At 72.3% G+C, this 23,129-nt stretch carries 25 protein-coding genes; 11 read left to right on the forward strand and 14 right to left on the reverse strand.

Going from position 1 to position 23,129, the window contains the following annotated elements:
- Window positions 1-84 precede the first annotated feature (84 nt).
- Genes M8C13_RS38785 through M8C13_RS38795 form a run of 3 tightly spaced genes read right to left on the reverse strand, consistent with a single transcriptional unit; the run spans window position 85 to window position 2,713 of the window.
- Window positions 85-933: a M23 family metallopeptidase gene (locus tag M8C13_RS38785; protein ID WP_252485801.1), complete on the reverse strand. Its 849-nt coding sequence runs from the start codon at window positions 931-933 to the stop codon at window positions 85-87.
- A gap of 56 nt (window positions 934-989) precedes the next feature.
- Window positions 990-1,757, reverse strand: a complete 768-nt coding sequence (locus M8C13_RS38790; protein ID WP_252485802.1) for an ABC transporter permease — start codon at window positions 1,755-1,757, stop codon at window positions 990-992.
- Window positions 1,754-2,713: an ATP-binding cassette domain-containing protein gene (locus M8C13_RS38795; RefSeq protein ID WP_252485803.1), complete on the reverse strand. Its 960-nt coding sequence runs from the start codon at window positions 2,711-2,713 to the stop codon at window positions 1,754-1,756. The genes M8C13_RS38790 and M8C13_RS38795 overlap by 4 nt, the downstream gene beginning before the upstream one ends.
- A gap of 86 nt (window positions 2,714-2,799) precedes the next feature.
- Here M8C13_RS38795 and M8C13_RS38800 point away from each other — a divergent pair, with 86 nt between their 5' ends.
- Window positions 2,800-3,567: a TetR/AcrR family transcriptional regulator gene (locus M8C13_RS38800; RefSeq protein WP_252485804.1), complete on the forward strand. Its 768-nt coding sequence runs from the start codon at window positions 2,800-2,802 to the stop codon at window positions 3,565-3,567.
- Here the strand turns inward: M8C13_RS38800 and M8C13_RS38805 are convergent.
- The 4 genes from M8C13_RS38805 to pknB form a co-directional block, all read right to left on the reverse strand.
- On the reverse strand, window positions 3,564-3,707 hold the full coding sequence (locus M8C13_RS38805; RefSeq protein ID WP_252485805.1) for a hypothetical protein: 144 nt from the start codon (window positions 3,705-3,707) through the stop codon (window positions 3,564-3,566). The genes M8C13_RS38800 and M8C13_RS38805 overlap by 4 nt on opposite strands.
- A 110-nt stretch (window positions 3,708-3,817) precedes the next feature.
- A complete protein-coding gene (locus M8C13_RS38810; protein ID WP_252485806.1) occupies window positions 3,818-5,314 on the reverse strand; it encodes a flotillin family protein in 1,497 nt (498 codons plus the stop codon).
- Window positions 5,315-5,375: 61 nt separating this feature from the next.
- Window positions 5,376-5,579 (reverse strand): hypothetical protein, encoded by a 204-nt coding sequence (locus tag M8C13_RS38815; protein WP_252485807.1) that lies wholly within the window; start codon window positions 5,577-5,579, stop codon window positions 5,376-5,378.
- Complete coding sequence (pknB, locus tag M8C13_RS38820; protein WP_252485808.1) at window positions 5,576-7,579, reverse strand: Stk1 family PASTA domain-containing Ser/Thr kinase; 2,004 nt, start codon at window positions 7,577-7,579, stop codon at window positions 5,576-5,578. Before pknB ends, M8C13_RS38815 begins: the two co-directional genes overlap by 4 nt.
- A gap of 74 nt (window positions 7,580-7,653) precedes the next feature.
- Between pknB and M8C13_RS38825 the strand changes: the two genes are divergently transcribed.
- Window positions 7,654-8,019: an Rv2175c family DNA-binding protein gene (locus M8C13_RS38825; protein ID WP_252485809.1), complete on the forward strand. Its 366-nt coding sequence runs from the start codon at window positions 7,654-7,656 to the stop codon at window positions 8,017-8,019.
- 52 nt (window positions 8,020-8,071) lie between these two features.
- On the opposite strand, the gene mptB is transcribed toward M8C13_RS38825, so the two are convergent.
- Window positions 8,072-9,682, reverse strand: a complete 1,611-nt coding sequence (gene mptB, locus M8C13_RS38830; RefSeq protein ID WP_252485810.1) for a polyprenol phosphomannose-dependent alpha 1,6 mannosyltransferase MptB — start codon at window positions 9,680-9,682, stop codon at window positions 8,072-8,074.
- Window positions 9,683-9,897: 215 nt separating this feature from the next.
- Window positions 9,898-11,007: a polyprenyl synthetase family protein gene (locus M8C13_RS38835; RefSeq protein WP_252485811.1), complete on the reverse strand. Its 1,110-nt coding sequence runs from the start codon at window positions 11,005-11,007 to the stop codon at window positions 9,898-9,900.
- Between the two features lie 161 nt (window positions 11,008-11,168).
- Between M8C13_RS38835 and M8C13_RS38840 the strand changes: the two genes are divergently transcribed.
- The 3 genes from M8C13_RS38840 to M8C13_RS38850 all read left to right on the forward strand — a co-directional run bounded on the left by M8C13_RS38840 (window position 11,169) and on the right by M8C13_RS38850 (window position 13,716).
- Window positions 11,169-12,062, forward strand: coding sequence for a methylenetetrahydrofolate reductase (locus tag M8C13_RS38840; RefSeq protein ID WP_252485812.1), 894 nt, complete (start codon window positions 11,169-11,171; stop codon window positions 12,060-12,062).
- Window positions 12,063-12,225: 163 nt separating this feature from the next.
- Window positions 12,226-12,435, forward strand: a complete 210-nt coding sequence (locus M8C13_RS38845) for a hypothetical protein (RefSeq protein ID WP_252485813.1) — start codon at window positions 12,226-12,228, stop codon at window positions 12,433-12,435.
- 90 nt (window positions 12,436-12,525) lie between these two features.
- Window positions 12,526-13,716, forward strand: coding sequence for a lipase family protein (locus M8C13_RS38850; protein ID WP_252485814.1), 1,191 nt, complete (start codon window positions 12,526-12,528; stop codon window positions 13,714-13,716).
- Here the strand turns inward: M8C13_RS38850 and M8C13_RS38855 are convergent, their stop codons facing one another.
- Both M8C13_RS38855 and M8C13_RS38860 read right to left on the reverse strand, forming a co-directional pair.
- On the reverse strand, window positions 13,717-14,097 hold the full coding sequence (locus tag M8C13_RS38855) for a RidA family protein (protein WP_252485815.1): 381 nt from the start codon (window positions 14,095-14,097) through the stop codon (window positions 13,717-13,719).
- Between the two features lie 10 nt (window positions 14,098-14,107).
- Complete coding sequence (locus M8C13_RS38860) at window positions 14,108-14,251, reverse strand: hypothetical protein (protein WP_252485816.1); 144 nt, start codon at window positions 14,249-14,251, stop codon at window positions 14,108-14,110.
- A 168-nt stretch (window positions 14,252-14,419) separates the two neighbouring features.
- Between M8C13_RS38860 and M8C13_RS38865 the strand changes: the two genes are divergently transcribed.
- Entirely contained in the window at window positions 14,420-15,400 is a 981-nt protein-coding gene (locus tag M8C13_RS38865; protein ID WP_252485817.1) for an AraC family transcriptional regulator, read from the forward strand.
- Here the strand turns inward: M8C13_RS38865 and M8C13_RS38870 are convergent.
- Both M8C13_RS38870 and M8C13_RS38875 read right to left on the reverse strand, forming a co-directional pair.
- Entirely contained in the window at window positions 15,386-16,087 is a 702-nt protein-coding gene (locus M8C13_RS38870) for a carbon-nitrogen hydrolase family protein (RefSeq protein ID WP_252485818.1), read from the reverse strand. The genes M8C13_RS38865 and M8C13_RS38870 overlap by 15 nt on opposite strands.
- Before the next feature lie 4 nt (window positions 16,088-16,091).
- Window positions 16,092-16,760, reverse strand: coding sequence for a DUF3153 domain-containing protein (locus M8C13_RS38875; RefSeq protein ID WP_252485819.1), 669 nt, complete (start codon window positions 16,758-16,760; stop codon window positions 16,092-16,094).
- A 94-nt stretch (window positions 16,761-16,854) separates the two neighbouring features.
- On the opposite strand from M8C13_RS38875, the gene M8C13_RS38880 reads away from it, so the two are divergent.
- Complete coding sequence (locus M8C13_RS38880) at window positions 16,855-18,540, forward strand: DUF885 domain-containing protein (RefSeq protein WP_252485820.1); 1,686 nt, start codon at window positions 16,855-16,857, stop codon at window positions 18,538-18,540.
- On the opposite strand, the gene M8C13_RS38885 is transcribed toward M8C13_RS38880, so the two are convergent.
- Complete coding sequence (locus M8C13_RS38885) at window positions 18,537-19,112, reverse strand: N-acetyltransferase (protein ID WP_252485821.1); 576 nt, start codon at window positions 19,110-19,112, stop codon at window positions 18,537-18,539. The genes M8C13_RS38880 and M8C13_RS38885 overlap by 4 nt on opposite strands.
- A gap of 230 nt (window positions 19,113-19,342) precedes the next feature.
- Between M8C13_RS38885 and M8C13_RS38890 the strand changes: the two genes are divergently transcribed.
- The 4 genes from M8C13_RS38890 to M8C13_RS38905 all read left to right on the forward strand — a co-directional run bounded on the left by M8C13_RS38890 (window position 19,343) and on the right by M8C13_RS38905 (window position 23,116).
- The gene (locus M8C13_RS38890) at window positions 19,343-19,786 is read left to right on the forward strand and encodes an SAV_6107 family HEPN domain-containing protein (protein WP_252485822.1); all 444 of its coding nucleotides are present in this window, start codon (window positions 19,343-19,345) and stop codon (window positions 19,784-19,786) included.
- Window positions 19,783-20,553, forward strand: coding sequence for a maleylpyruvate isomerase N-terminal domain-containing protein (locus M8C13_RS38895; RefSeq protein WP_252485823.1), 771 nt, complete (start codon window positions 19,783-19,785; stop codon window positions 20,551-20,553). The genes M8C13_RS38890 and M8C13_RS38895 overlap by 4 nt, the downstream gene beginning before the upstream one ends.
- Window positions 20,554-20,615: 62 nt before the next feature.
- Complete coding sequence (locus M8C13_RS38900; RefSeq protein ID WP_252485824.1) at window positions 20,616-21,365, forward strand: MerR family transcriptional regulator; 750 nt, start codon at window positions 20,616-20,618, stop codon at window positions 21,363-21,365.
- Window positions 21,366-21,592: 227 nt separating this feature from the next.
- The gene (locus M8C13_RS38905) at window positions 21,593-23,116 is read left to right on the forward strand and encodes a TROVE domain-containing protein (RefSeq protein WP_252485825.1); all 1,524 of its coding nucleotides are present in this window, start codon (window positions 21,593-21,595) and stop codon (window positions 23,114-23,116) included.
- Window positions 23,117-23,129 lie beyond the last annotated feature (13 nt).

The following is a 23,129-nucleotide window of genomic DNA, read 5'->3' on the forward strand; positions in this document are numbered from 1 at the left end:
TGAGGTTCGAGGACAAGCACGTCTGTGGCGGCCGACCCCCAGGGGACGGCCGCCACAGACTTTCCCTGCGGTTGGCGCCGGGGCTCAGCTACCGCAGTGCTCGAACCCGCTGGTGTAAGCGGTGGAACCGACCGAGCCGCCCCACTTCACGCACTTGCCGGGGGCCGCTTTGCGCACCGGTCCCGCGTAGTGGGTGAAGTTGCCCGAGTCGGTGCCGCGGGCCTCGCCCTGGACCTCCAGGAAGGCCGAGACCGCGCTCGCGGTGCCCACGGAGACCGACTTCAGGGTCACCACGCAGTTGTTGCCGTTGCTGTTGTTGTAGAGCAGGTAGGTGCGGCCGACCGTGCCCAGGGCCTGCTCGTCGACCACGCCGTAGCCGCTGCCGCAGACCTGCTCCGGGGTGTACGGGTTGCCGCCGCCACCGCAGTTGCGGCTGGTGTAGCTCCGGCTGCCGAAGTACAGGATCTGGCTGCCGTTGAAGGTGATCCGCACATCGGCCCCGTTGAGCCGCTGCTCGTAGTGCAGGTGCGCGCCGGTGGAGCCGCCGGTGTTGCCCACCTTGCCGATCTGCCTGCCCCTGGCCACCTGCGTGCCCACGCTGACGTCCTGGCTGGACAGGTGCGCGTAGCGGGAGGTCCAGCCACCGCCGTGGTCGATCTCGATCCAGCGGCCGTAGGAGGTGCTGCCTTCGTTGGCCACCCGGCTGACCCGCCCCGCGGCGGAGGCCAGCACCGGGTCGCCCTCGTCGTTGGCGCGGTTGAAGTCGACGGAGTTCTGTGGGCTGTGGTTGGTGCGGGTCTGCCCTTCCCACACCTGGTCGCAGGGGAACGGGAGCTGGAACGCGGGTGCGGCCGCCGCGGGTTGCGCGACGGCCGCGAGTCCACCCAGTGCCACGGCCAGGGCCAGTCCCAGCCGGAGAAGTCCTCGCGTCATGGCCGGGAGCCTGACTCCGGCGGATACAGCCGGGGTCCAATCCGGATACAACCGGTTCAGCTAGCCGTGCGCCGCCGGAACAACCGGCCGGTCAGCGGCATCGCCAGCAGCAGGATCGCCGACCACCACAGCACCGCCAGCCAGCCCTGACCGGTGGTCGGCAGGCCCAGCAGCAGGGGGCGCACGGTGTCCATCACCAGCGTCATCGGCTGGTGCTCGACGAAGGCGCGCAGCCAGTCCGGCAGGGTGTGCGCGGGCACGAACGCGCTGCTGGCATACGGCACGAACAGCAGGATCAGGCTCAGCCCGCTGGCGCCCTCCACGGTGCGGGCGAGCAGGCCGAACAGGGCCGCGATCCAGGCCATCGCCGCGGCGAAGAGCCAGAGCAGGCCGAAGACCGCCAGCCAGTCCAGCGGCGAGGCCTGGGGCCGGAAGCCGAGCAGCAGGCCGATGAGCACCATGACGACGGTGGAGGCCGTGGTGCGCACGACGGTGGCCGCGACGTGCCCGATGATCACCGCCGAGCTGAGCATCGGCATCGAGCGCAGCCGGTCCACGATGCCATCGGCCAGGTCCTGCCGGACGCCGACCGCGGTGGGCATCGAGTTGGTGCCCACGCTGATCACCAGGATGCCCGCGATCAGGTAGTTGACGTAGCTGGTGCCGCCGGTGGCCACCGCGCCGCCGAACATGAACCGGAAGATCACCAGCATGGTGGTCGGGATCATGAACATCACCGCGACCTGTTCCGGGCTGCGCAGGATGTGCCGCAGGTTGCGGCCGATCATCACCTGGGCGTCGATGAGGTAGGACAGGGCTTTCACGCGGCGCCTCCGACGGTCTCGGCGGCCGGGCGGGCGCCGGTGAGGGACAGGAACACGTCGTCCAGGGTCGGACGGGTCAGGGCCAGGCCGGTCGGCTCCAGGCCCGCGGTTTCCAGCTGCTCCAGGACCTGGCGCAGCTGCCGGGCGCTGTCCACGGCGAGGCTGAGCCGGGGCGTCTCGCCCTCGTGCCGCAGCGCCTCGGGCGGCAGCGCGGACAGCGCGCGGTCCAGCTCGGCGGGGCCGGCGAAGGTCAGCTCCAGGCGCTCGGCGCCCACGGTGGCCTTCAGCTCGGCCGGGCTGCCCTCGGCGATCACCCGGCCGTGGTCCAGCAGCACCACCTGGTCGGCCAGCCGGTCGGCCTCCTCCAGGTACTGGGTGGTCAGCAGGATCGTGGTGCCCGCGGCCAGCAGCCGCTCGATCGCGGTCCACAACGTGTTGCGGCTGCGCGGGTCCAGGCCGGTGGTGGGCTCGTCCAGGAACAGCACCGGCGGCGCGGTGATCAGGCTGGCGGCCAGGTCCAGCCGCCGCCGCATGCCGCCGGAGTAGCCGCTGACCGCCCGGTCGGCCGCCCCGGCCAGGTCGAACTCGGCCAGCAGCTCAGCCGCCCTCGCCTTGGCCGCGCGCCTGCTCAGCCGGTGCAGGCGGCCCAGCATGACCAGGTTCTCCCGGCCGGTGAGCAGTCCGTCCAGCGCGGTCTGCTGGCCGGTCAGGCCGATCATCCGGCGCACCCGGTCCGGCTGGCGGCCCACCTCGGCCCCGTTGACCAGGGCCGTGCCGCCGTCGGCGGCCAGCAGGGTGCTCAGGATCCGCACCACCGTGGTCTTGCCCGCTCCGTTGGGACCGAGCAGCGCGAGCATCCGCCCGCGCCGCACGGTCAGGTCCACGCCCCGCAGCACCGGTGTCGAACCGAAGCTCTTGCGCAGGCCGGACACGCTGATCACGGCGTCCGAATCCATCTCGCCCCCAAACTGTGTATCACGCATACTGATTGTGTATTTGATACACAGTTCTAGGATGTGGGTCAAGCCAGGGAGGGTGGGAGATGTCAGCCGAGCACGAGGCGATGGCGCGCAGCCTGGAGCTGCTGTGGGGCGAGCGGGCCCAGCCGAGCAGGGGCCCACGGCCGAAGATGTCGGTGGACAAGATCGTCGAGGCCGCGGTGCGCATCGCCGACGCGGAGGGCCTTGGCGGGCTGTCCATGCAGCGGGTGGCCGCCGAGCTGGGCTACACCACGATGTCGCTCTACCGGTACGTGCCGGCCAAGGAGCAGCTGGTGGACCTGATGGTGGACCACGCCATCGGCGCGCCGCCGGCCGAACTGACCGCCGGGCAGCACTGGCGGGCCGCGCTGACCGGCTGGGCGCACGCGTTCTGGGCGGTCTGCCAGCGGCACCCGTGGCTGCTCAAGGTGCAGGCCGACCGGCCGCCGGTGGGCCCGAACCAGCTGTCCTGGCTGGAGTGCGGGCTGCGCGCGCTGGCCGGACTGGGTTTTGAGGGCTACGAACGGGTTTCGGTGGTCACCTTCATCTTCGCCGCGGTGCAGGGCCTGGCCAAGGTCTCCATCGACCAGCGGCCGCTCACCGACCGCGCCGAGGGCCCGGTGGCCAACGCCTACGCCGCCACCCTGGGCCGCTTCGTCAGCCCGGACCGCTACCCGGAACTGGCCGGGATCATGGCCGGTGGGGCCTTCGACGTGCCCGAGGACTACCCGGAGCCCAACGACGTGCTGCCGGACCTGGAGTTCGGCCTGTCCCACCTGCTCAACGGGATGGAGGCGTTCGTCCAGGCCCGGCAGTCAACGATCAGCTAATGCGCCACGTCGGTGAACAACCCGTGCGTCCTGGTGCCGTCCTCCGGCTCGGCCGGGCGCTGCGTGCCGCCCCAGGCCGGTTCGCCGAAGAGGTGCTCCACGGCCGGTCGGCCCGCGCCGTTTTCCTCGTACGGTTCCATCCCAGTCCCCCTCCCCAGTGCCGGTCCTCCCACCGGCGTCTGTTGAGGGTAGCGAACGGGTTGTGTGGCGCGAGCCGTCCAATCGCACAATATTTACGCGGCTCGTTGTCCTAGGACTCCTTCGACCCCTGGAAGCTGGTCAGATCCAGGCCGCCCTCTTTTTTCACAGTGTTGCCCTCGGCGCTGTTGGGTTCTGCCGGGCTGGTTCCCATGGACTGCATCAGGGTGCGGGCCAGGCCCAGTCCGGTGCCGCCCAGGGTCATCGCCTTGGCCAGCAGGTCGGAGAGGCCGTCCGCGCCGTTGAGCACCACCATGTGGTCCACGTTGCCCAGCGCGCTCGCGCCGGCGGCCACGATCTCCGGCCACTTCTCCGCCAGCTGCTGGGCGATGACGGCCTCCTGGTTCTCCGCCAGCGCGCTCGCCCTCGCCTTGATCGACTCGGCCTCGGCCAGACCCTTCGCCCGCGCGGCCTCCGCCTCGGCCAGACCGCGGGCCTTGGCCGAGGCGGCCTCGGCCTCACCGGTGGCGCGGGTGGCGCTCGCGCTGGCCTCACCGCGGGCCTTGGTGGCCTCGGCGTCGGCGATCGCGGCGGTCTTCACCCTGGTCGCGTCGGCGGTGGCGCGCAGCTCGGTCTCCTTGGCCTCGGCCTGCGCGCGGGCGATCTGCGCGTCGCGCTCGGCGTCGGCCAGCGTCCTGGTCTCATACGCCCTGGCGTCGGCGGGCTTGCGCACCTGGGACTGCAACCGCTGCTCGGCCAGGTCGGCCTCCAGCTGCGCGGCCCTGGTCTCCTGCACCACGACCTCCTGGCGCGCGCTGGCCTGTGCCAGCGGGCCGGACTGCTGCGCCTTGGCCGCGGCCTGGTCGATCTCGGCCTGGTACGCCGACTGCTTGATCCGGCTGTCGCGCAGCGCGGCGGCCTTGAGCGCGGCCGCGATCTGCTCGGCCTCGGCCGCCTCCTGGTCCCGCTGCGCCTCGGCGATGCGGGCCGCGGCCGCCACCGCGGCGGCGTGCGGCTTGCCCAGGTTGAGGATGTAGCCGGACTCGTCCTCGATCTCCTGGATCTGCAGCGAGTCCACCACCAGGCCCAGCTTGCTCATCTCGATCGCCGAGGACTGCCGGACCTCGCCGGTGAGCGCGTCCCGGTTGTGGATCATCTCCTCGATGGTCAGCCCGCCCACTATCGAGCGCAGGTGACCGGAGAACAGCTCGTGGATGGTGTTGTTCATGCCGTTCTGCTGGTCCAGGAACCGGCGGGCGGCGTTGGCGATGGAGACGAAGTCGTCGCCCACCTTGTAGATCACCACCGCGCGCACGGTCACCGGCAGGCCCTGCTTGGTCACACAGGAGATCTGCAGGTTGGCCGCGTGCGTGTCCAGCGAGAGCCGCCGCGCCACCTGGAAACCGGGCAGCACCAGGGTGCCCTTGCCGGTAACGATCTTGAAGCCGAGGCTGTCCGCGGTGTCCGCGGCCGTCCCCTTGGCCCCGAACCCGGAGATGATCATGGCCTCGTTCGGCTCCGCCACCCGCCACAGCAGTCGCAGCAGCAGGAACAGCAGGAGCAACCCGACGACGCCCCCGCCAACCGCGATCAGAATCGTCTGATTCATCGTCATACCCGGTGGGACACCGGCCAGTGGCAAAAGGTTCCGTGCCCGTCCAGGTCGTGACCTACGGGAGCTCCCAGCGCTCCACGTAGAGCATCCGCGGCGGCTCGAAGTCGACCACCAGCACCCTGGCGTCCACCTCGATGGTCGCGGCGGGGTCGGCCGGTTTGGCGTAGTACGCCTCGACCCCGCCGCGGATGGCCACCATCACCTCGCCGATCAGCCCCGGCCCGACGCGCCCGGTGACCCGGCCCGTTTTCCCGATCACGGGAACGCGGTGACGCTGAACTTGGACCCCGGGCGCACCCTGGTCCCCGGCGGTGCTCCCTGGCCGAGCACCCTGGAGTCGTCCCCGCCGCCGAAGGCGTGCTGGACCTCCACGGTCAGCCCGCGCTCGGCCGCCCACTGCCGGACCTCGCCGACGGTCTTGCCCAGCAGCGCGGGCATGGTGACCGCGTTGGAGAGCAGCACGCCGACCCGGCTGCCCTTGGCCACCTTGGCGCCGATGGCCGGATCGGAGCTGATCACCCGGCCGCCCTCGACGTCGGCGGAGAAGTCCTGGCCCTTCTCGAACGGCTCCAGGCCCACCCTGCGCAGCTCGGCGAAGGCCGCGTCCCTGGTCATCCCGGCCACGGTCGGCACGTTCACCGGCGCCGCGCCCTTGGACAGCCCGATGGCCACCGCCGCGCCCATCTGCACCGGGGTGCCGGCGGGCGGGTCGATCTTGAGCACCTTGCCCTCCGGCACCTCGGAGCTGAAGCCGTCCAGGCCCTTGTCCAGGCGCGGGGCCAGCTGGGCGTTGCGGATCAGGTCCTCGGCCTCCTGCGGGCTGATGCCCGCTTTGACGTCGGGCACCACCGGGCGGCCGCGGGAGACCACCACGGCGACCTTGTCCCCGCGCAGCAGGTCGGCGCCGCGGGCCGGATCGGTGCGGATCACGGTGCCCGCGACCACGTCGTTGTGGTGCTCGACCTTGACCTCGGGCACCAGGTCCGCGGCCTTGACCGCGCTGATCGCGGTCTCCTGGGTCTGCCCGGCCACATCGGGCACCTGGGCCCAGCGGCCGGAGCCCAGCCACCAGGCGGTGATGCCGATGGCCACCGCGAGCACCGCGACCACCGACACCCAGATGGTGAAGGAGCGGCGGCTGCGCGCGCGTTCCCTGGCCCGCTGCTCGGCCAGGCTGGGCGCGGGACGCGGCGGGGTCGGCGGACCGGCTGCCGGGGCGAGCTGGGGGAGCTCGGCCCGGGACATCGCCCTGGTGCCCTGCGGCCCGATCGGGGCAGGGGCGGGCACGGCGGCGCGCGGCACCGCCCGGACGGTGGCGTCCGGATCGTCCACCACCGGCTTCATCTGCTGGGTGACCGCCTCGTCGATCTCCTCGACCGGCACCGGGACCGGCACGGTGGCCAGGCCCAGCTTGTCCCGCAACTGCTGCACCGCCAGCAGGAAGGCGGCCGCGTCGGCCGGGCGCTGGTTCGGATCGCGGCGGGTGGCGGCCAGCACCAGCTCGTCCAGCTCCGCGGGCAGACCGGGCTTGGCCAGGCCGGGCGCGGGCACATCGCTGTTGACGTGCCGGTAGGCCACCGAGATCGCGGTGTCACCGGTGTAGGGCTGGGCGCCGGTGAGCATCTCGTAGAGCACGATGCCGGCGGCGTAGACATCGCTGCGGGCATCCGCCGCACCGGTGGCGACCTGCTCGGGGGAGAGGTAGGCGACCGTGCCCAGGATCATGCTGTCGCTGGTGGTGCCGGCCCCGGCGATCGCCCTGACCAGGCCGAAGTCGGCGACCTTGACCGCGCCGCCCTTGCCGATGAGCACGTTCTCCGGCTTGATGTCGCGGTGCACCAGCCCGGAGCGGTGCGCGGCGGCCAGCGCGGAGAGCACCGGCTCGATCACGCTCAGCGCCAGCGGCACCGGCAGCGGGCCCTGTTTGCGCAGCAGGTCGCGCAGGGTGCCGCCCTGGAGCAGCTCCATCACGATGAAGGCCAGGTCGCCCTCTGGGGTCGGGTCGATGCCCTGGTCGTACACGCCGACCACGCACGGGTGGTGCAGCCGCGCGGCGCTGCGGGCCTCGCGCTCCAGCCGGTCCAGGAAGCTCCGGTCGCCGGATAGCCGCTGGTCCATGACCTTGATGGCGACCGGACGGTCCAGCCTGGTGTCGAGCCCGCGGTACACCGTGGACATGCCACCGTGCGCGATCAATCCCTCGACCCGGTATCGGCGCTCCAACACCGTGCCGGTCAGTACTGAACCCCGCGTCTGCACAACCCGATCGTACGGAGCGGGGTCAATCCGTGGTTCAGCGCACACCCAGTCGGAATGTGGCAGGCTGATGAGCTGTGAGTACGATCCCTGCCGCCGATGACGTGCTGAAGCGCGAGGTGGAGGTCCTGCCGCTGCCCACGGTCGCGGAGCACCTCGGCCTGCCGATCACCCGGGTCCACCAGATGTTGCGCGACGGCCAGCTGCTCGCGGTGCGCCGTGACCGGGTGTTGTCCGTGCCAGCGGACTTCCTCGACGACAACGGCGTGGTCAAGCACCTAGCCGGCACGATCACCGTGCTCAAGGACGGTGGTTACACCGTGGAGGACATCCTGCGCTGGCTGTTCACCGAGGACGACTCGTTGCCGGGCACCCCGGTCGACGCGCTGCGCTCGGACCGCTCCCGCGAGGTGAAGCGGCGCGCCCAGGCGATGGCGTTCTGAGGTTCCCCCGTCGGCCGACCGTGGCGGCGCCACCGCCGTCACGGTCACCAGTTCAGGTGACTGGAGAAGAGCGCAGCCGCAGCGGGTCCGGGCGGACCAGCGAGGCCGCGGCCAGCGCGGAGACCGCGAACGCCCCGGCCAGGTAGCCCCAGTCGTAGAGCGCCGACTCGCCGGTGGGGTAGGTGACCAGCAGCAGCCACACCGAGGCGGCCACCACGCCCACCACCACGCGGCCGGACCAGGCGAAACCCGCGGCCAGCACCAGCGCCCAGCTGAAGTACCAGGGGAAGGTGGTCGGCGAGAGCACCGAGGCGGCCAGCAGCACCAGGGCCGCGTGGTGCACCGCGGTCTTGCCGCCGGTGCGGGCCAGCCACCACTGCCGCAGGCCGAAGGCGATCAGCAGCAGGTAGCCGGTGGTCCTGGCCACGCCGAGGAACCAGCCGCCGTCCACCGTGAAGAACACGCTGACCAGGCCGTGCACCAGCTGGCCCGCCGCGGTGGGCAGCGACAGCCAGTTGATCACCGCGGAGGAGTTGCTCAGCGCGTGCAGCCAGCCGAGGCCGACCCCGGCGGCGAGCATGGTCAGCGCGAAGGTGCCGGTGAACACGGCCAGCCCGCCGGCCACCGCGCGGCCGAGCCTGCGGCGTGGTGAACCGGCCATCCGGGCCGCCCACATCCACACCAGGAACGGCAGCGCGAGCGCCGCGGTCGCCTTCACCGCGACCGCCAGGCTGACCAGCGCGATGCCCAGCACGAACCGGCGGTCCAGCACGAAGACCACGCCCGCGGCGAGCAGGCCGACCATGAGCAGGTCGTTGTGCGGGCCGCCGACCAGGTGCACCAGGATCAGCGGGTTGGCCGCGGCCAGCCACAGCGCCAGCGGGGCCTTGCCGCCCAGCCGCACGGCCAGCCGGGGCAGCGCCCAGCACAGCAACACCAGGCCGCTGACCAGCGCCAGCCGCATCAGCACCACGCCGAGGATCATGCTGTCGCCGGTGAGCGCGACCACGCCCTTGGCGATGAGGATGAACAGCGGGCCGTAAGGCGCGGGGCTGTTCTGCCAGAGCCAGCTCACGTTCTCCAGCAGCGGCCCCCGGCTGAGCTCGATCGGGCCTGCCACATAAGGGTCGTAGCCCTGCCAGGCCAGCGCGCCCTGGGCCAGGTAGCTGTAGATGTCCCGGCTGAACAGCGGCGGCGCGATCAGCAGCGGCAGCGTCCACACGCCGATGGCCAGCAGCATCCCGCGCGCCGAGGTCCGGCCCGCCCAGACGTCGCGGCCCAGCCGGACCCAGGCCAGCACGATCAGCGCGAGACCGCCGTAGAGCAGCAGGGTGGCCAGGTCCTTGCCGTGGCCGAAGCGCACCCAGCTGAAACCGGTGTCGGCCAGCAGCGGGTCGCGCACCAGCACGCCGCCCGCGCCGACGCCGCCGAGGGCGATGAAGGCCGAGCCGAGCCCGCCGAGCAGCACCGAGCGCAGCGACACCGGCCGCGGTCCCGGCGCGGGATCCGGCGCCGGCTCCGCGGCCGCGGTGGCGGTGGTGACGGGGGTGACGACCGGGCGCTCGGGCGCCTCGGGCCGCGTCATCGGCTGGGTGACCACGTCCGTGCTGCCCGCCGTCAGCGGCGCGGCGAGCACCTGTGCGACCTCATGCGAAAAACGCACCGGTTCACCGCCGGCGCTCGAACGAGGAAGCGAGGGAATGGAGGTCATCGCGACCTCCATGGTCCCACAACGGCTTCGTGCCCCGGCACGGGATCGGGACCGGGGAGACGCAGGTCATCAATCCCTCGCCCCTTGGTGCCATTCAGGTGTCAGTCGGAAGAGGGAATTCCGGCGGTCCTGTTTCCAGCCCGTGTCAGCGCGGTGACAACCATTGGTCAGTGGTCGCGGCGGGTGGCCTCGATCGCGAGCTCGGCGAGCTTGCCGCGGGCCTGCTCCTCGGCCATCGGCGCGGTCGCCAGCGCGCTCAGCGCGGCCTCGGTGTGCGCGGTGATCCGCTGCTCCACCGCCGCCACCGCGCCCAGCCGGTGCAGCAGCTCCCTGGTCCGGTCCACCCCGGCCTCGTCCAGCTCCGGGTTGCCGATCGCGGCCTGCAAGGCGACCAGCGCTGGCCGGTCGCCCAGCTCCTCGGCCTGCCGCAGGCCGAGCGTGACCAGCAGCGTGCGCTTGCCCTCGCGCAGGTCGTCACCAGCGGGTTTGCCGGTGACCTTGGGGTCGCCGAACACGCCGAGCAGGTCATCGCGCAGCTGGAAGCCGATGCCGAGGTCGGTGCCGAAGGCGCGCAGCCCGGCGATCAGCTCCGGCGAGCCACCGGCCAGCGCGGCGCCCAGGTGCAGCGGCCGCTCCACGGTGTAGGCGGCGGTCTTGTACCGGTTGATCCGCATCGCGGTCTCCGGCTCGTTCGCCGCGCGGGCCTGGGCCAGCACGTCCAGGTACTGCCCGACCAGCACCTCGGTGCGCATGGACCGCCACACCGGGCGCGCCCGCGCCAGCGCGGCCTGGTCCAGCGCGGCGTCGTAGAGCAGGTCGTCGGCCCAGGCCAGGGCCAGGTCGCCGAGCAGGATCGCGGCGGAGAGCCCGAAGGCGTCCGGGGTGCCCGCCCAGCCTGCCGCGTGGTGCTGCATGGCGAAGCGCACGTGCAGGGTCGGCTGCCCGCGCCGCCGGTCCGAGGAGTCCATCAGGTCGTCGTGCACCAGCGCGCAGGCCTGGATCAGCTCCAGCGAGCTGACCGCGCGCAGCACCTCCGGCGCGTCCGGCGACTCCGGCCGCCCGCCCCCGGCCCGCCAGCCCCACCAGGCGAAAGTCGGCCGGATCCGCTTGCCGCCGTCCAGGATGAAACTGGTCAGCGAGTCCATCGCGGCGGCGACCGTCTCGTCGATCGCGTCGATCTCCCGCCGGCGCTCCTCCAGGAACTCCCGGAGCGCCTCGTGCACGTGCGCGGTGAGGTCGACGTCGATCGGATGGCGCAGCAGCTGCGGTGGAGGCACCCTTCAATCCTGCGTGTTCCTCCGCCTGGGCGCATGCCCGGGTGGCGAAACTCCCATTTGCGGCACCTGGTATCAAGGTCGGCCGGACCGTGCCGCGAAGGGCGGATCCACTTGTTGGAACAACCCGCCAAAGCGGCATTCCGGGCCAGTAACCTTGGCGTATGACGTCGGTGGTGGATCGCCTGTGCACAGGCAGACCCTCGTTCTCGGTGGAGTTCTTCCCGCCGGGTGATGAGAACGCGGAACGGGGCCTGTGGCGCTCGATCCGGGAGCTGGAACCGCTGGAACCCACGTTCGTCTCGGTCACCTACGGCGCGGGCGGCTCCAAGCGGGACCGCACCATCCGGATCACCGGCCGCATCGCCGCGGAGACCACGCTGCTGCCGGTGGCGCACCTGACCGCGGTGAACCACTCGGTGGCCGAGCTGCGCAACATCATCGGCTGGTACGCCTCGGCCGGGGTGACCAACGTGCTCGCGCTGCGCGGCGACCCGCCCGGCGACCCGCACGGCGACTGGATCCCGCACCCTGAGGGCCTGGCCTACGCCGAGGACCTGGTCCGCCTGGTGCGCGGGCTCGGCGACTTCTGCGTCAGCGTGGCCTGCTTCCCCAACGGCCACCCGCGCTCACCCGACCTGGACACCGACGCGGACTACCTGGTCCGCAAGTTCGACGCCGGCGCCCAGTACGCGGTGTCCCAGACGGTGTTCCGGGTGGAGGAGTTCCTCCGGCTGCGCGACCGGGTGGCCGCGCGCGGGGTGGACGTGGACCGGGTGCCGCTGCTGCCCGGCCTGATGCCGATCACCTCGGTCAAGGGTGTGCGCCGGATGGCCGAGCTCTCCGGCGACCCGATCCCGGCCGAGGTGCTGGCCCGGATCGACCCGATCGCCGACGACCCGGCCGCGGTGCGCGCGGAGGGCGTGCGGATCGCCACCGAGCTGTCCGAGCGGTTGCTGGCCGAGGGCGTGCGGAACCTGCACTACTACACGCTGAACAAGTCGACCGCGACGCGCGAGGTGCTGGAAAACCTCGGACTGGTACCCGCCAGAGCGTGAAAGTCCGGCCCTGCGGTCTGCACGGACCGTAGGGCCGACTGGTCCACTCAGGTGCAGCCGTTCGTCGCATCCGGTCTCCTTGTGATGAACAGATACGGTGAATACCGTTGCGCCACATGACTTTCGCTATGGTCATCGGACCCGGCGAAAGGTGGAGCCACCCGTGACGGCCCCGGATGCGCAGCCCCTGCTGTCGGATCACGCGCAGCTGACCATCGTGCTGGTGGTGTGGGTGGCGGTCGTGGTGGTGCTGACCGTGGTGGTGCTGCGCTCCTGCTGGCGCCGCAAGCAGGCCGACCGGCGATCGCGCGCGGCGGAGGCCGGGCCGTTCATCCGCCTGCTGCCCCCGGAACCGGACACCAAGGCCTCCTGACCGGGTAGGTCTGGCACCACCCCGCGACTCCACCGCAGGAGGCGGCCTGACGCCATGTCGATCGCCGGTCTTGATCGACAAGCTGGTGCCGTGCTTGCGAAACGACTCCTCCCGCTGACCCTGACCTGCGCCGCCGCGCTGGCCGCGACCGCCTGCGCCACCGCCACCCCGCCCGCCCCCGGACAGCGCGGCTCGGTAATCTCCACCACCCAGGTGGCTGAGCTGAGCGCCGAGCAGGTGCGCGCCCAGCTGACCGCGGCCAAGATCGACCACGCTCAGGTCCGCTACGGCGTGACCGCGCACCGGGTGGTGTACCGGACCGTCGGCGTGCGCGGCGAGCCCACCACCGCCAGCCAGTTGATCGCCTTGCCCCGCAACGACCACAGCGACCTGGGCGTGGTCTCCTGGCTGCACGGCACCACGGTCTACCGCGGCGACGTGGCCTCGGTGAAGCCCGAGTCCACCGACCGCGCCGCCGCGCTGCTGTTCGCCGCCACCGGCCGGGCCGTCTCCGCCCCCGACTACCTCGGCCTGGGCGAGGGCCCCGGCCACCACCCCTACGGCCACCCGCAAGCCACCGTCTCCGCCGCCCTGGACGCCCTGCGCGCGGCCAGGGAGGTCGCCGGGAAGCAGGGCCGCACCTTCGACGAGCGGCTGCGGATCAGCGGCTTCTCCCAGGGCGGCCCGGCCACCATGCTGCTGGGCCGGGCGGTGCAGGAGGGCGCGGACCCGGCCTTCACCCTGGACGCGCTGGCCCCGGTCGGCGGCCCGTTCGAGCTGAGCCGGTTCGAGGCCGACGCCGCCCGGGACGAGGTGGACAAGGCCGCGCTGTACCTGGCCTACTTCGGCACCGCCTGGCACCGGATGTACGGCCTGTACGACTCGCCCCGCCAGGCCTTCCGCGAGCCCTACGCCGACCGGGTGGAGACCCTCTTCGACGGCGACCACAGGACCCAGGAGATCGCCGCCGCCCTGCCCCCCAAAGCGAAGGACCTGTTCACCGAGGACTTCCTGGCCAAGATCCGCAACCCGGCCGGCCCCTTCCGCGACCAGCTCCGCGCCATGGACACCACCTGCGACTGGCGGCCCGCGGTGCCGGTGGAGATCTTCCACGCCGCGGGGGACCGGGATGTGGCCTTCGCGCACGCGCGGCAGTGCGCGGGTCAGCTCGCGGGCAAGGGAGCGGCGCACACGGTCACCGATGTGGGGGCGGTCGACCACAACGGCTCGGTGCGCGCCGCGCTGCCCCGGATCGCGGCGAAGTTCGCCCCGGCCAGCTGATCAGAGCCGCGCGTCCACCTCGATCTCGATCCGCGCCCTGGCATCCAGCAGCCCGCAGATCGCCAGCGTCGCCGCGGGCCGCGCCGCGCCAAAAGCCTTGCGCAGCAATGGCCAGCAGGGCTCGAAGTCGGCGCGGTCCGGCAGCAGGTAGCGCACCCGCACCACGTTGGCGAAGGTGCACCCGGCCTCGGCCAGGGCCTGCTCGATGTTGCGCAGGCACTGGGCGGCCTGGGTCAGCAGGTCCTCGGAGATGGTCATCGTGGTGTAGTCGAAGCCGGTGGTGCCGGAGACGTGGACGTGGTCCCCGGCCACCACGGCCCTGGAGTACCCGATCTGCTCCTCGAACGTCGATCCGCTGGAGATCAACCGTCGCTGTGTCATGCCGGGAAACCTAGGCGCGGGAGCGGTTTCCTGGCGAGGCGGTTCCCGGCCGGGGCCGGGCCGCGGTGGTCCGGCCGCCGCGCCGCTTTCCGGCGCGCAGGACCACCTGTAGGTCGCCGGTCGGCCTGGTGTTGTGGAACTGTGTCGCCGCCATGGTGACCCTCCTGTTCCCGACCCGCGCACCCCCAGCGGCGCGCGTCGTACCGCGAAACCTAGGTCGGGTCCGTGAGCAGGGAAATCCAGATCGCGACAGGATGCGAGGCGCGATTCGGACAATCGGCGCGGTGGGTGGCACGTCCTGGGTACGGCACGGGGAGTCAGCATGATCTTGTTCGAGGGCCGGGATGTCGACGAGGTGCACGAGGTGGTCAGCACGCACTTCGCGCCGCACCGGCTGCGGGTGGTGGACAACCTGCCGCTGTCCGGGCGGTTCGTGGCCGCGCACGTCGGGGCGGTGTCGGTGTTCGAGCTGGGTTACGGCGCGGAGGTCGAGGTGCGACCGGGGGAGCTGCCCGACATCTACAACGTGCACCTGCCGCTGACCGGGCACGGGGACCTGCGGGTGGACCAGCACCAGGTCGGCACCGACAGCAGCGTGGTCGGGCCGGGGCAGCGGCTGCGGATGCGCTGGAGCGGGGACAGCAACACGCTGATCCTGCGCTTCACCCGCGCCGCCATCGACGAGGCGCTGGCGCTGCGGCTCGGCGACTCACCGGCCGCGCCGACCCGGTTCGAACCGGAGGTCGGCCCGGCGGCCCGGTCCTGGCTGCTGGCCATGCGCGTCTTCGCCGAACAGGCGGGCTCGGGACTGTTCGCCCGCTCGCCGCTGGCCGCCGCGCACTTCGAGCAGATGCTGGTGCACGGCCTGCTGGACAGCCAGCCGCACACCCTGGCCGAGGCGCTGGCCGAACCCGAACGGCCCGAGCTGCCGCAGGTGCTGCGCCGGGCCATGGCCTACTGCGAGGAGCACGCCGCCGAACCGGTCACCCCGGCGGACATGGCGCTGGCGGCCAGGGTCGGGGTGCGCTCACTGCAACGGGCCTTCCGCACCCACCTGGACACCACCCCGCTGGCCTACCTGTACCGGGTGCGGCTGGACCGGGCGCACCGGGACCTGCTGGCCATCGCCGAGGGCCGGGCCGGCGGTTCGGTCACCGATGTGGCGCTGCGCTGGGGTTTCACCCACCTCGGCCGGTTCGCCGCGCAGTACCGGCAGGCCTACGGGCGGCCGCCGGTGCACACCCTGCGCCAGGACCGGCCCCGGCTGCGGCTGGTCGGCGAGTCAGAGTCAGCCGTGTCCTGACAGCCGCGCGCTGACCACCGCGCCGGTCTCCGGTCCCGCCGCGGCCAGCACCGAGCCGTCCGCGGCCCAGATCGTGGAATGCCCGGCGCAGCGGTCAAAACCGCCGCCGGTGGCGCCCGCGCAGCTGGCCATGGCCAGCTGCACGCCGTGCTCACTGGCCACCCGCCTTGCGCGGCGCTCCTGCTCGGCCAGCTCGGACTCCTCGTGCACCACGCCGGCCACGTATACGTCCATGCCCAGGGCCGCGGTGTCCGCCGCGTGCCGGGGCACGCCGGTGTCCCGGCAGACCGCCAGGCCCAGCCGCCAGCCGTCCACCGTCAGCACCACCGGCCCGGGGCCGGGCCGGAACCGCTCCGGCTCCGCGCCGCCCAGGTGCTGCTTGCGGTAGGCCACCCGGACGCCGTCGCCGTCGATGGCCAGCACGGCGATGTGCGGCCCGGCCACCGGCGCCCCGGCCAGCGCCAGCGCGCCGGTGTCCGCGCAGGCCTCCACGATCGGCCACAGCCGGGCGTCCTCGGGACTGATCAGGTCGGCGGCCAGCTCGTAGCCGGTGAGCGACAGCTCGGGGAAGACCACCACCCTGGCCCCGGCCGCGCGCACGGTGGCGGCGTGGCTGACCGCGTTGCCGGCCACGTCGTGCGAGATGCAGGGCGGCTGGGCCACGGCGAGGGTCAGCGGCGCGCGCAACGGCTCACTCCACGGGGTCGAGGCGGGCGACGTAGCGCCGGTGCGCCACGAAGGCCATCACGTACACCAGCAGCGCCACCCCGCCGGAACCACCCGCGACCACCATCGCCCAGTACTCCCAGGACTCGGTGCGCTGGTCGGCGTAGGACACCGTGGCGGCCAGCTCGGTGATCTCCCCGGCCTTGGGCGACCAGCCGATGCCGTCGGTGAGGTGCTTGCCGTTGGTGCTGGCGATCCGGCCGGGGAAGCTGATCTTCAACTGGACATCGGTGCGCTCCGGCGCCAGCGAGGTCAGGTCGACCGCCCCGGACAGCGTCACCAGGCCGCCGGAGCGGCGCAGCTGCAACCGGTAGTTGGTGGAGAGCAGCTCGGTGGCGCTGGCCAGCCCGCGCAGCTCCTCGAAGGTCAGCCCGTTGAAGAACAGCTGCGAGCCCGAGTAGCCGTCCCTGCTGTGCGGCAGCACCCGCACCCGGCTGGCCAGCTCGGCAGGCACCTTCAGCTGCGGGCCCAGGTCACCCTCGCGGGTCGGCAGGGTGAGCAGCACCAGCTCGCCGGAGACCCGGTCGTCCTCGGTGACCGCCATGGTCAGCGAGGCGCGCACGCAGCCGGAGAGGAAGAACGCGCACAGCAGCCCGAGCAGTGGCAGGGCGAGGAGTCGCCGTGACAGGGGCACCGGATCATCCTGCCAGCCATTCGAGTGACGTGTCGTTGCCAGCGCACAAGAATCCGAAAGCACCCGGCCGGAGCAGCCAGGTAGCGTCCCGGTCATGTCCGCGACCGAAGGCGTCCACCAGATCAGCGAGCGGTACGTGCGAGATTTCGCCGCGCTCGACCCGAACACCGCCACCTACCTCGGTGTCCCTGGTCATGACCACAAGCTCACCGACTACTCGCCGGAGGGCCACGCCGCCCGCGCCGAGCTGAACCGCACCGCCCTGCGCGACCTGCGCGCCGCCACCGCCGCGGACGCCGACGAGCAGGCCGCCAAGGACGTCTTCCTGGAGCGGGTCGGGCTGAGCGTGGAACGGCACGAGGCCGGGCTGGACGCCAGCGAGCTCAACGTCATCGCCAGCCCGGTGCACGAGCTGCGGCAGACCTTCGACCTGATGCCCAGCGGCACCGCGGAGGACTGGGCGGTGATCTCCACCCGGCTCGGCGGCATGCCGGTCGCGCTCGACCAGGTGCGCGCCGCGCTCAGCCACTCCGCGGCCAAGGGCCGGACCTCGGCGATCCGGCAGGTCCGCCGGGTGGCCGAGCAGTGCGAGACCTGGGCGGGCCGCCGCGGCGGGGAGTCCTTCTTCAGCACCATGGTCGCCGCCGCCGAGCAGGTCGACGGGGTGTCCCCGGCGCTGACCGCCGACCTGCGCGCGCACGCCGAGGCCGCCTCGGCCGCCTACGCCGACTTCGGCCGGTTCCTGCGCGAGGAGCTCGCGCCCAGCGCCCCGGAGAAGGACGCGGTCGGCCTTGAGGTCTACCAGCTGTCCTCCCGGTTCTTCACCGGCGCCGCCCTGGACCTGCAGGAGGCCTACGAGTGGGGCTGGGAGGAGTTCTCCCGGATCGAGTCGGAGATGAAGCAGGTCGCAGGCCGGATCAAGCCGGGAGCCACGCTGGCCGAGGCGGCCGCCGCGCTGGACGCCGACCCGCGCTACCGGGTGCACGGCCAGGACGCCTTCCAGCGCTGGATGCAGGAGCTCTCCGACCGGGCGCTGACCGACCTGCGCGGCGTGCACTTCGAGATCCCGGACCGGCTGATGGCCCTGGAATGCCGGATCGCCCCGCCCGGCGGCACCGTCGGCGCCTACTACACCGGCCCCACCGACGACTTCTCCCGCCCCGGCCGGATGTGGTGGTCGGTGCCCGCGGACAAGGAGGACTTCTCCACCTGGCGCGAGGTCTCCACCGTCTACCACGAGGGCGTGCCGGGCCATCACCTGCAGATCGCCACCGCGGTGCACGAGGCCGAGCGGCTCAACACCTTCCAGCGCCTGCTGTGCTGGGTCTCCGGCCACGGCGAGGGCTGGGCGCTCTACGCCGAGCGGCTCATGCGCGAGCTGGGCTACCTCGACGACGACGGCAACCTGCTGGGCATGCTGGACGCGCACCTGTTCCGCGCGGCCAGGGTGATCGTGGACATCGGCATGCACCTGGAGCTGACCATCCCGGCCGGCTCCGGCTTCCACCCCGGCGAGCGCTGGACCCCGGAACTGGGCCTGGAGTTCATGCTCACCAGGACCATCACCGACGCCACCCACGTGCGCGACGAGATCGACCGGTACCTGGGCTGGCCGGGCCAGGCCCCCTCGTACAAGCTCGGCGAACGGCTCTGGCTGCAAGCCCGCGACGAGGCCAAGCAGCGCGAGGGCGCGGACTTCGACCTCAAGCGCTTCCACGAGCGCGCGCTGAAGATGGGCGCGATGGGGCTGGACCTGCTTCGCGACCGGCTCGGGGCTTAGGGATCCAGCGGTAGCCGGCGGCCCAGGACCGCGAAGGGTCTTGGGTCGCCGGTGAAGGTGTAGTGCCGCAGCACGTCCTGGAAGCCCAGGCGGCGGTACAGCTTCCACGCCCGGGACGGGCCCTCCGGGGTGGACAGCAGCACGGTGCCGGAGTCGGTGCGGGACATCAGCCCGCGCAGCAGCTGCTCGCCGAGACCCTGGCCCTGGGCGTCCGGGCGCACGTGCAGCTCGGTCAGCTCGAAGTAGTCGCCCATCCACTGGTGCACCACGTTCGGCGCCGCGATCGCGGTCAGCCCGCGCCGGACCTGCTCGTGCCACCACTGCCCGCTCGCGCCGCGGTAGCCGTAGCCGATCCCGGCCAGCGCGCCCTGCTCGTCGTAGGCCCCCACGCAGCGCCAGCCCGCGCGGACCATGTGCGCCAGCCACATCGGGGCCCGCTGCTGCACGGTGCTCGGCGGGTACCGCATCGCCGCCACGTACAGCGCCAGGGCCTCACCCAGCCGCATGCGGAGGTCGTCGGCGGTCAGCTCGACGACGGTCTCGCTGATGCCGGGATGCTCTGCTGCGCTCACCGTCTCATCACACCATGACCCGCCCGCGTCGCGGTGTTCCGCCCCACGTCGAGATGGGTTGAGCATTGTCGGTCCCCCAGGCTAGTGTGGAGTCGTTCGAACGCATGTTCGATAGATCATGTGTTCGGGCCAAGCCGGGCGGCGGGGTGGGGGAAGCACCTCGCCGCCCGGCGCCGCCGGCTTCCCCTCGGCGGAGTCGTCCTTTGTGGTGACGTCTTGAGGAGGCCGTGATGTCTGTCCCCGTCCACTTCCCGATCCAGCGGCGCAACTCCCCCGAGCTGCCCTACCGGCCGCGCACGGGTCCGGTGGCCGCGGCCGGTCTGCTCGCCCAGGCCCAGCGCGGCCTGGAGAACGCGCGCCGGGAGCCGCAGCCCGCCGAGCGCTACGCCGTGGCGCACCTGGCCGCACTGCGCGCCGCCGCCTCGGTGCTGGCCATCCGGGCGCGTCCCCGCCCGGGCAAGAACCGCCCGACCAGCGTGTGGGTCCTGCTCGCGCACGCAGCTCCTGAGCTGCGCGAATGGGCCGCCTTCTACGCCGCGGGCGCCAACCGCAGGGCGCAGGTGCAGGCCGGCATCACCCGGCTGGTCAGCCAGCGCGACGCCGACGACCTGCTCCGGCAGACCGAGGACTTCCTCGTGCTCGCCGAGCGGGTCCTGCACGAGGCAGACAGGTGAGCGGGCAGGCCCTCATCGATCCGGCCCGGCTGCTCGACACCCTGCGCGCCGAAGGAGAACTGCTCGCCGTGTGCGCTGCCGGGGCCGACCTCGGCAGCGCCGTGCCCGCGTGGCCGCGGCGGACCCTCGGTGAGGCGGTCCGCGCGGCCGCGCACGGCTACCGGCTCGCCCTGAGCTGGCTGCGCACCGGGGCTCCGCCGCTGGTCACCCCGGCCGAGCAAGAACCGGCGGAGCCGCTGCCGGACCAGCTGCGCAGCGGTTTGCGCGAGCTGGCCGAGGAGCTGGCCGCGCACGATCCGTACGCGCCCTGCCCGACCTGGTGGCCCGCCGACTCCAGCTACGGGTTCTGGCGGCGGCGGATCGCGCACGAGAGCACACTGCACCGGGTGGACGCGCAGTCCGCCGCGGGCGAGCAGTTGCTGGAGATCGCGCCGGAGTTCGCCGTGGACGGCGTGGACGAGGCGCTGCTGCTGTGGCTGGGCTACCGGCTGGGGCGGCTGGGCATCACCGGCCCGCAGCGCGGCACGGTCGGCCTGCGCACCGGCGGCCACGCCTGGCTGGTGCACACCGGCCCCGAGGGCACGGTGGCCGAACGCGTCTCCGCCACCGAGGCGGCGGGCGCGGACGGGCTGGTCACCGGCGAGCCCATGTCGGTCTACCTGTGGCTGTGGGGCCGGGTGCCGGACCGTACGGTCACCCTGGCCGGTAGCAGGGACGCCACCGCCCAGCTGTGGGCGCTGCTGAGGCTGGCCACCACCGCGGGTTGACATTGACGTTGCGTCAACTTCTACCGTTGACCTCACCGAACGACAACGGGAGGTGAGCCGCGGTGGAGTGGTCCATCCAGGACATCGCGCGCTCGGCAGGCACCACCAGCCGCACCCTGCGCCACTACGGCCAGCTGGGGCTGCTGCCGCCGAGCCGGGTGGGGAGCAACGGTTACCGGTACTACGACCAGAGCTCCCTCGTGCGCCTGCAACGGATTCTGCTGTTGCGGGAGCTCGGCCTCAGCCTCCCGATGATCTCCGAGGTGCTCGATGGGCAGCGGGACACCGCCGCCGCGTTGCGCACCCACCTGAAGCTGCTGGAACAGGAGCGGCAGCGGATCGGGCGGCAGATCGAGTCGGTGCGGACCACGTTGCGGAAGACGGAAGAAGGTGAAGAACTGATGGCTGCCGAGGTTTTCGACGGTTTTGACCACACGAAGTACGAGCAGGAGGTGACCGAGCGCTGGGGCAAGGAGACCTACCAGCGCGGTGACCGGTGGTGGCGCGGGCTCGGTGAGGACGGCCGCAAGGCGCACCTCGACGAGCAGGCGGAGATCGCCACCGGCCTGGCCGGGGCCGCGGCCGCCGGCCGGGACCCCGGTGACGAGGAGGTGCAGGCGATCGTGGCCCGGCACTACGAGTGGGTGGTCGAGGGCTGGCAGGGCAGGCGGCCCACCGCGGAGCAGTTCCGGGGGCTCGGCGAGATGTACGTGCAGGACGAGCGGTTCGCGGCGAACTACGAGAAGTTCGGCACGGGCGTCACCGAGTTCATCAGGGACGCGATGGCGGTCTACGCCGACCGCCGGCTGTAAATTCGGTTGGGGCAGCTGGACATTCCGGCTACTGTTCCTCATGTGCCCGGTGCGCAGGCAACGGTTACTTCCACTCTGTAATGGCGAGGTCGCGGGTTCGAATCCCGTCCAGACTTCGGGTCTGGTAGCTCAGTCCGGTAGAGCACGCGTACCGTCGCCGACTTTGATCTCGGGCACACCTAATCTTTTTTCGTTACCACACAAGGGAAATCCTCGGGGGGTGTTCCATGGGCAAGTTCAACCTGCTGACCCGGCTGCGTACGCGACAGGGTGGCAAGGCGTACCAGCGGGACGCTCGCACCGAGCTGTTCCTGTTGGCGGTCAGCAACTTCGTCGGTGAGGCCTCCTGCTACGAGCTCGCCGAGGACCGGGACAACCGTTACGCCGCACTGGTTCGGGCCAACACGCTGCTCGATCCGGAGTGGACGGCGCGGCTGCTCGGCTGGCTGCGCGGTTCGGCGAACCTGCGCTCGGCGGCGCTGGCCGGCGCGGTGGAGTTCGCCCGCACCAGGCAGGAGCACCAGCTGTCCGGGCTGACCCGGCAGGTGGTGGAATCCGTGCTGCAGCGGGCCGACGAACCCGGCGAGCTGCTGGCCTACTGGACCGCGCGCTACGGCCGCGCGATCCCGAAGCCGGTCAAGCGGGGTGTCGCGGACGCGGTGCGCAGGCTCTACGACGAGCGTGCCGCGCTCAAGTGGGACTCGGCCGCGCGGGGCTTCCGCTTCGCCGACGTGCTGGAGCTGACCCACCCGGCGCCCAGGGATGCGTTGCAGGGCAGGCTGTTCCGCTGGCTCATCGACGCGCGGCACGACCGCGCCGGTGTGCCGGAAGGACTGCCGGTCCTGCTGGCCCGCCAGGCATTGACCGCGTTGCCGGTCGAGGCCCGGCGTGCCCTGCTGGTCCGCGACCCGGCCAAGGCCGTCACCGACCTGCACGAGGCCGGGATGACCTGGGAGGCGCTGGCCGGCTGGACGCAGGGTCCGCTGGACGCGGCGGCCTGGTCCGCGGTGCTCCCGGCCATGGGCTACATGGCGTTGCTGCGCAACCTGCGCAACTTCGACCGGGCCGGGATCAGCGACCAGGACGCCGCCCGGATCGCGGCGCGGCTGACCGACCCGGCCCAGGTGGCCAGGTCCCGGCAGCTGCCGCTGCGGTTCCTGGCGGCCCACCGGGCGGCGGGCGCGCGCTGGTCGGCCAGCCTGGACACGGCGCTGACCTGCTCGCTGGCCTCGGTGCCGAGGCTGACCGGCCGCACCCTGGTGCTGATCGACACGTCCTACTCGATGACCGACTCGTTCTCCCGCGACGGCACGCTGAAGCGGTGGGACGCGGCGGTGCTGTTCGGCCTCGCCCTCGCGGCGCGGGCCGAGCACGCCACCGTGGTGTCGTACTCCGACCGCAGCATGGTTTTCCCGCTGCGGCCGGAGGAACCGGTGCTGCGGGGCGTGCGCAGGTGGGAGTCAGACGGCTTCTTCCTCGGCTCGGGCACGAAGACCGTCAGCGCGCTGCGGAAGCACTTCCGCGGGCACGACCGGGTCGTCGTCCTGACCGACGAGCAGCACAGTGACGGCGACGTCAGCACCGCCATCCCGGCCAGGGTTCCGCTGTTCACCTGGAACCTGGCCGGCTACGCACCCGGCCACACCCCGGCGGGCCAGCCGAACCGGCACACCTTCGGCGGCCTGTCCGACCGCTCGTTCGAGCTGCTGTCCCTGGTGGAACGCGGCGAACGCGGTGAGTGGCCGTTCTAGACCCGGTGGACGG

The sequence above is a fragment of the Crossiella sp. SN42 genome (assembly GCF_023897065.1).
Classification (GTDB): Bacteria; Actinomycetota; Actinomycetes; order Mycobacteriales; family Pseudonocardiaceae; genus Crossiella.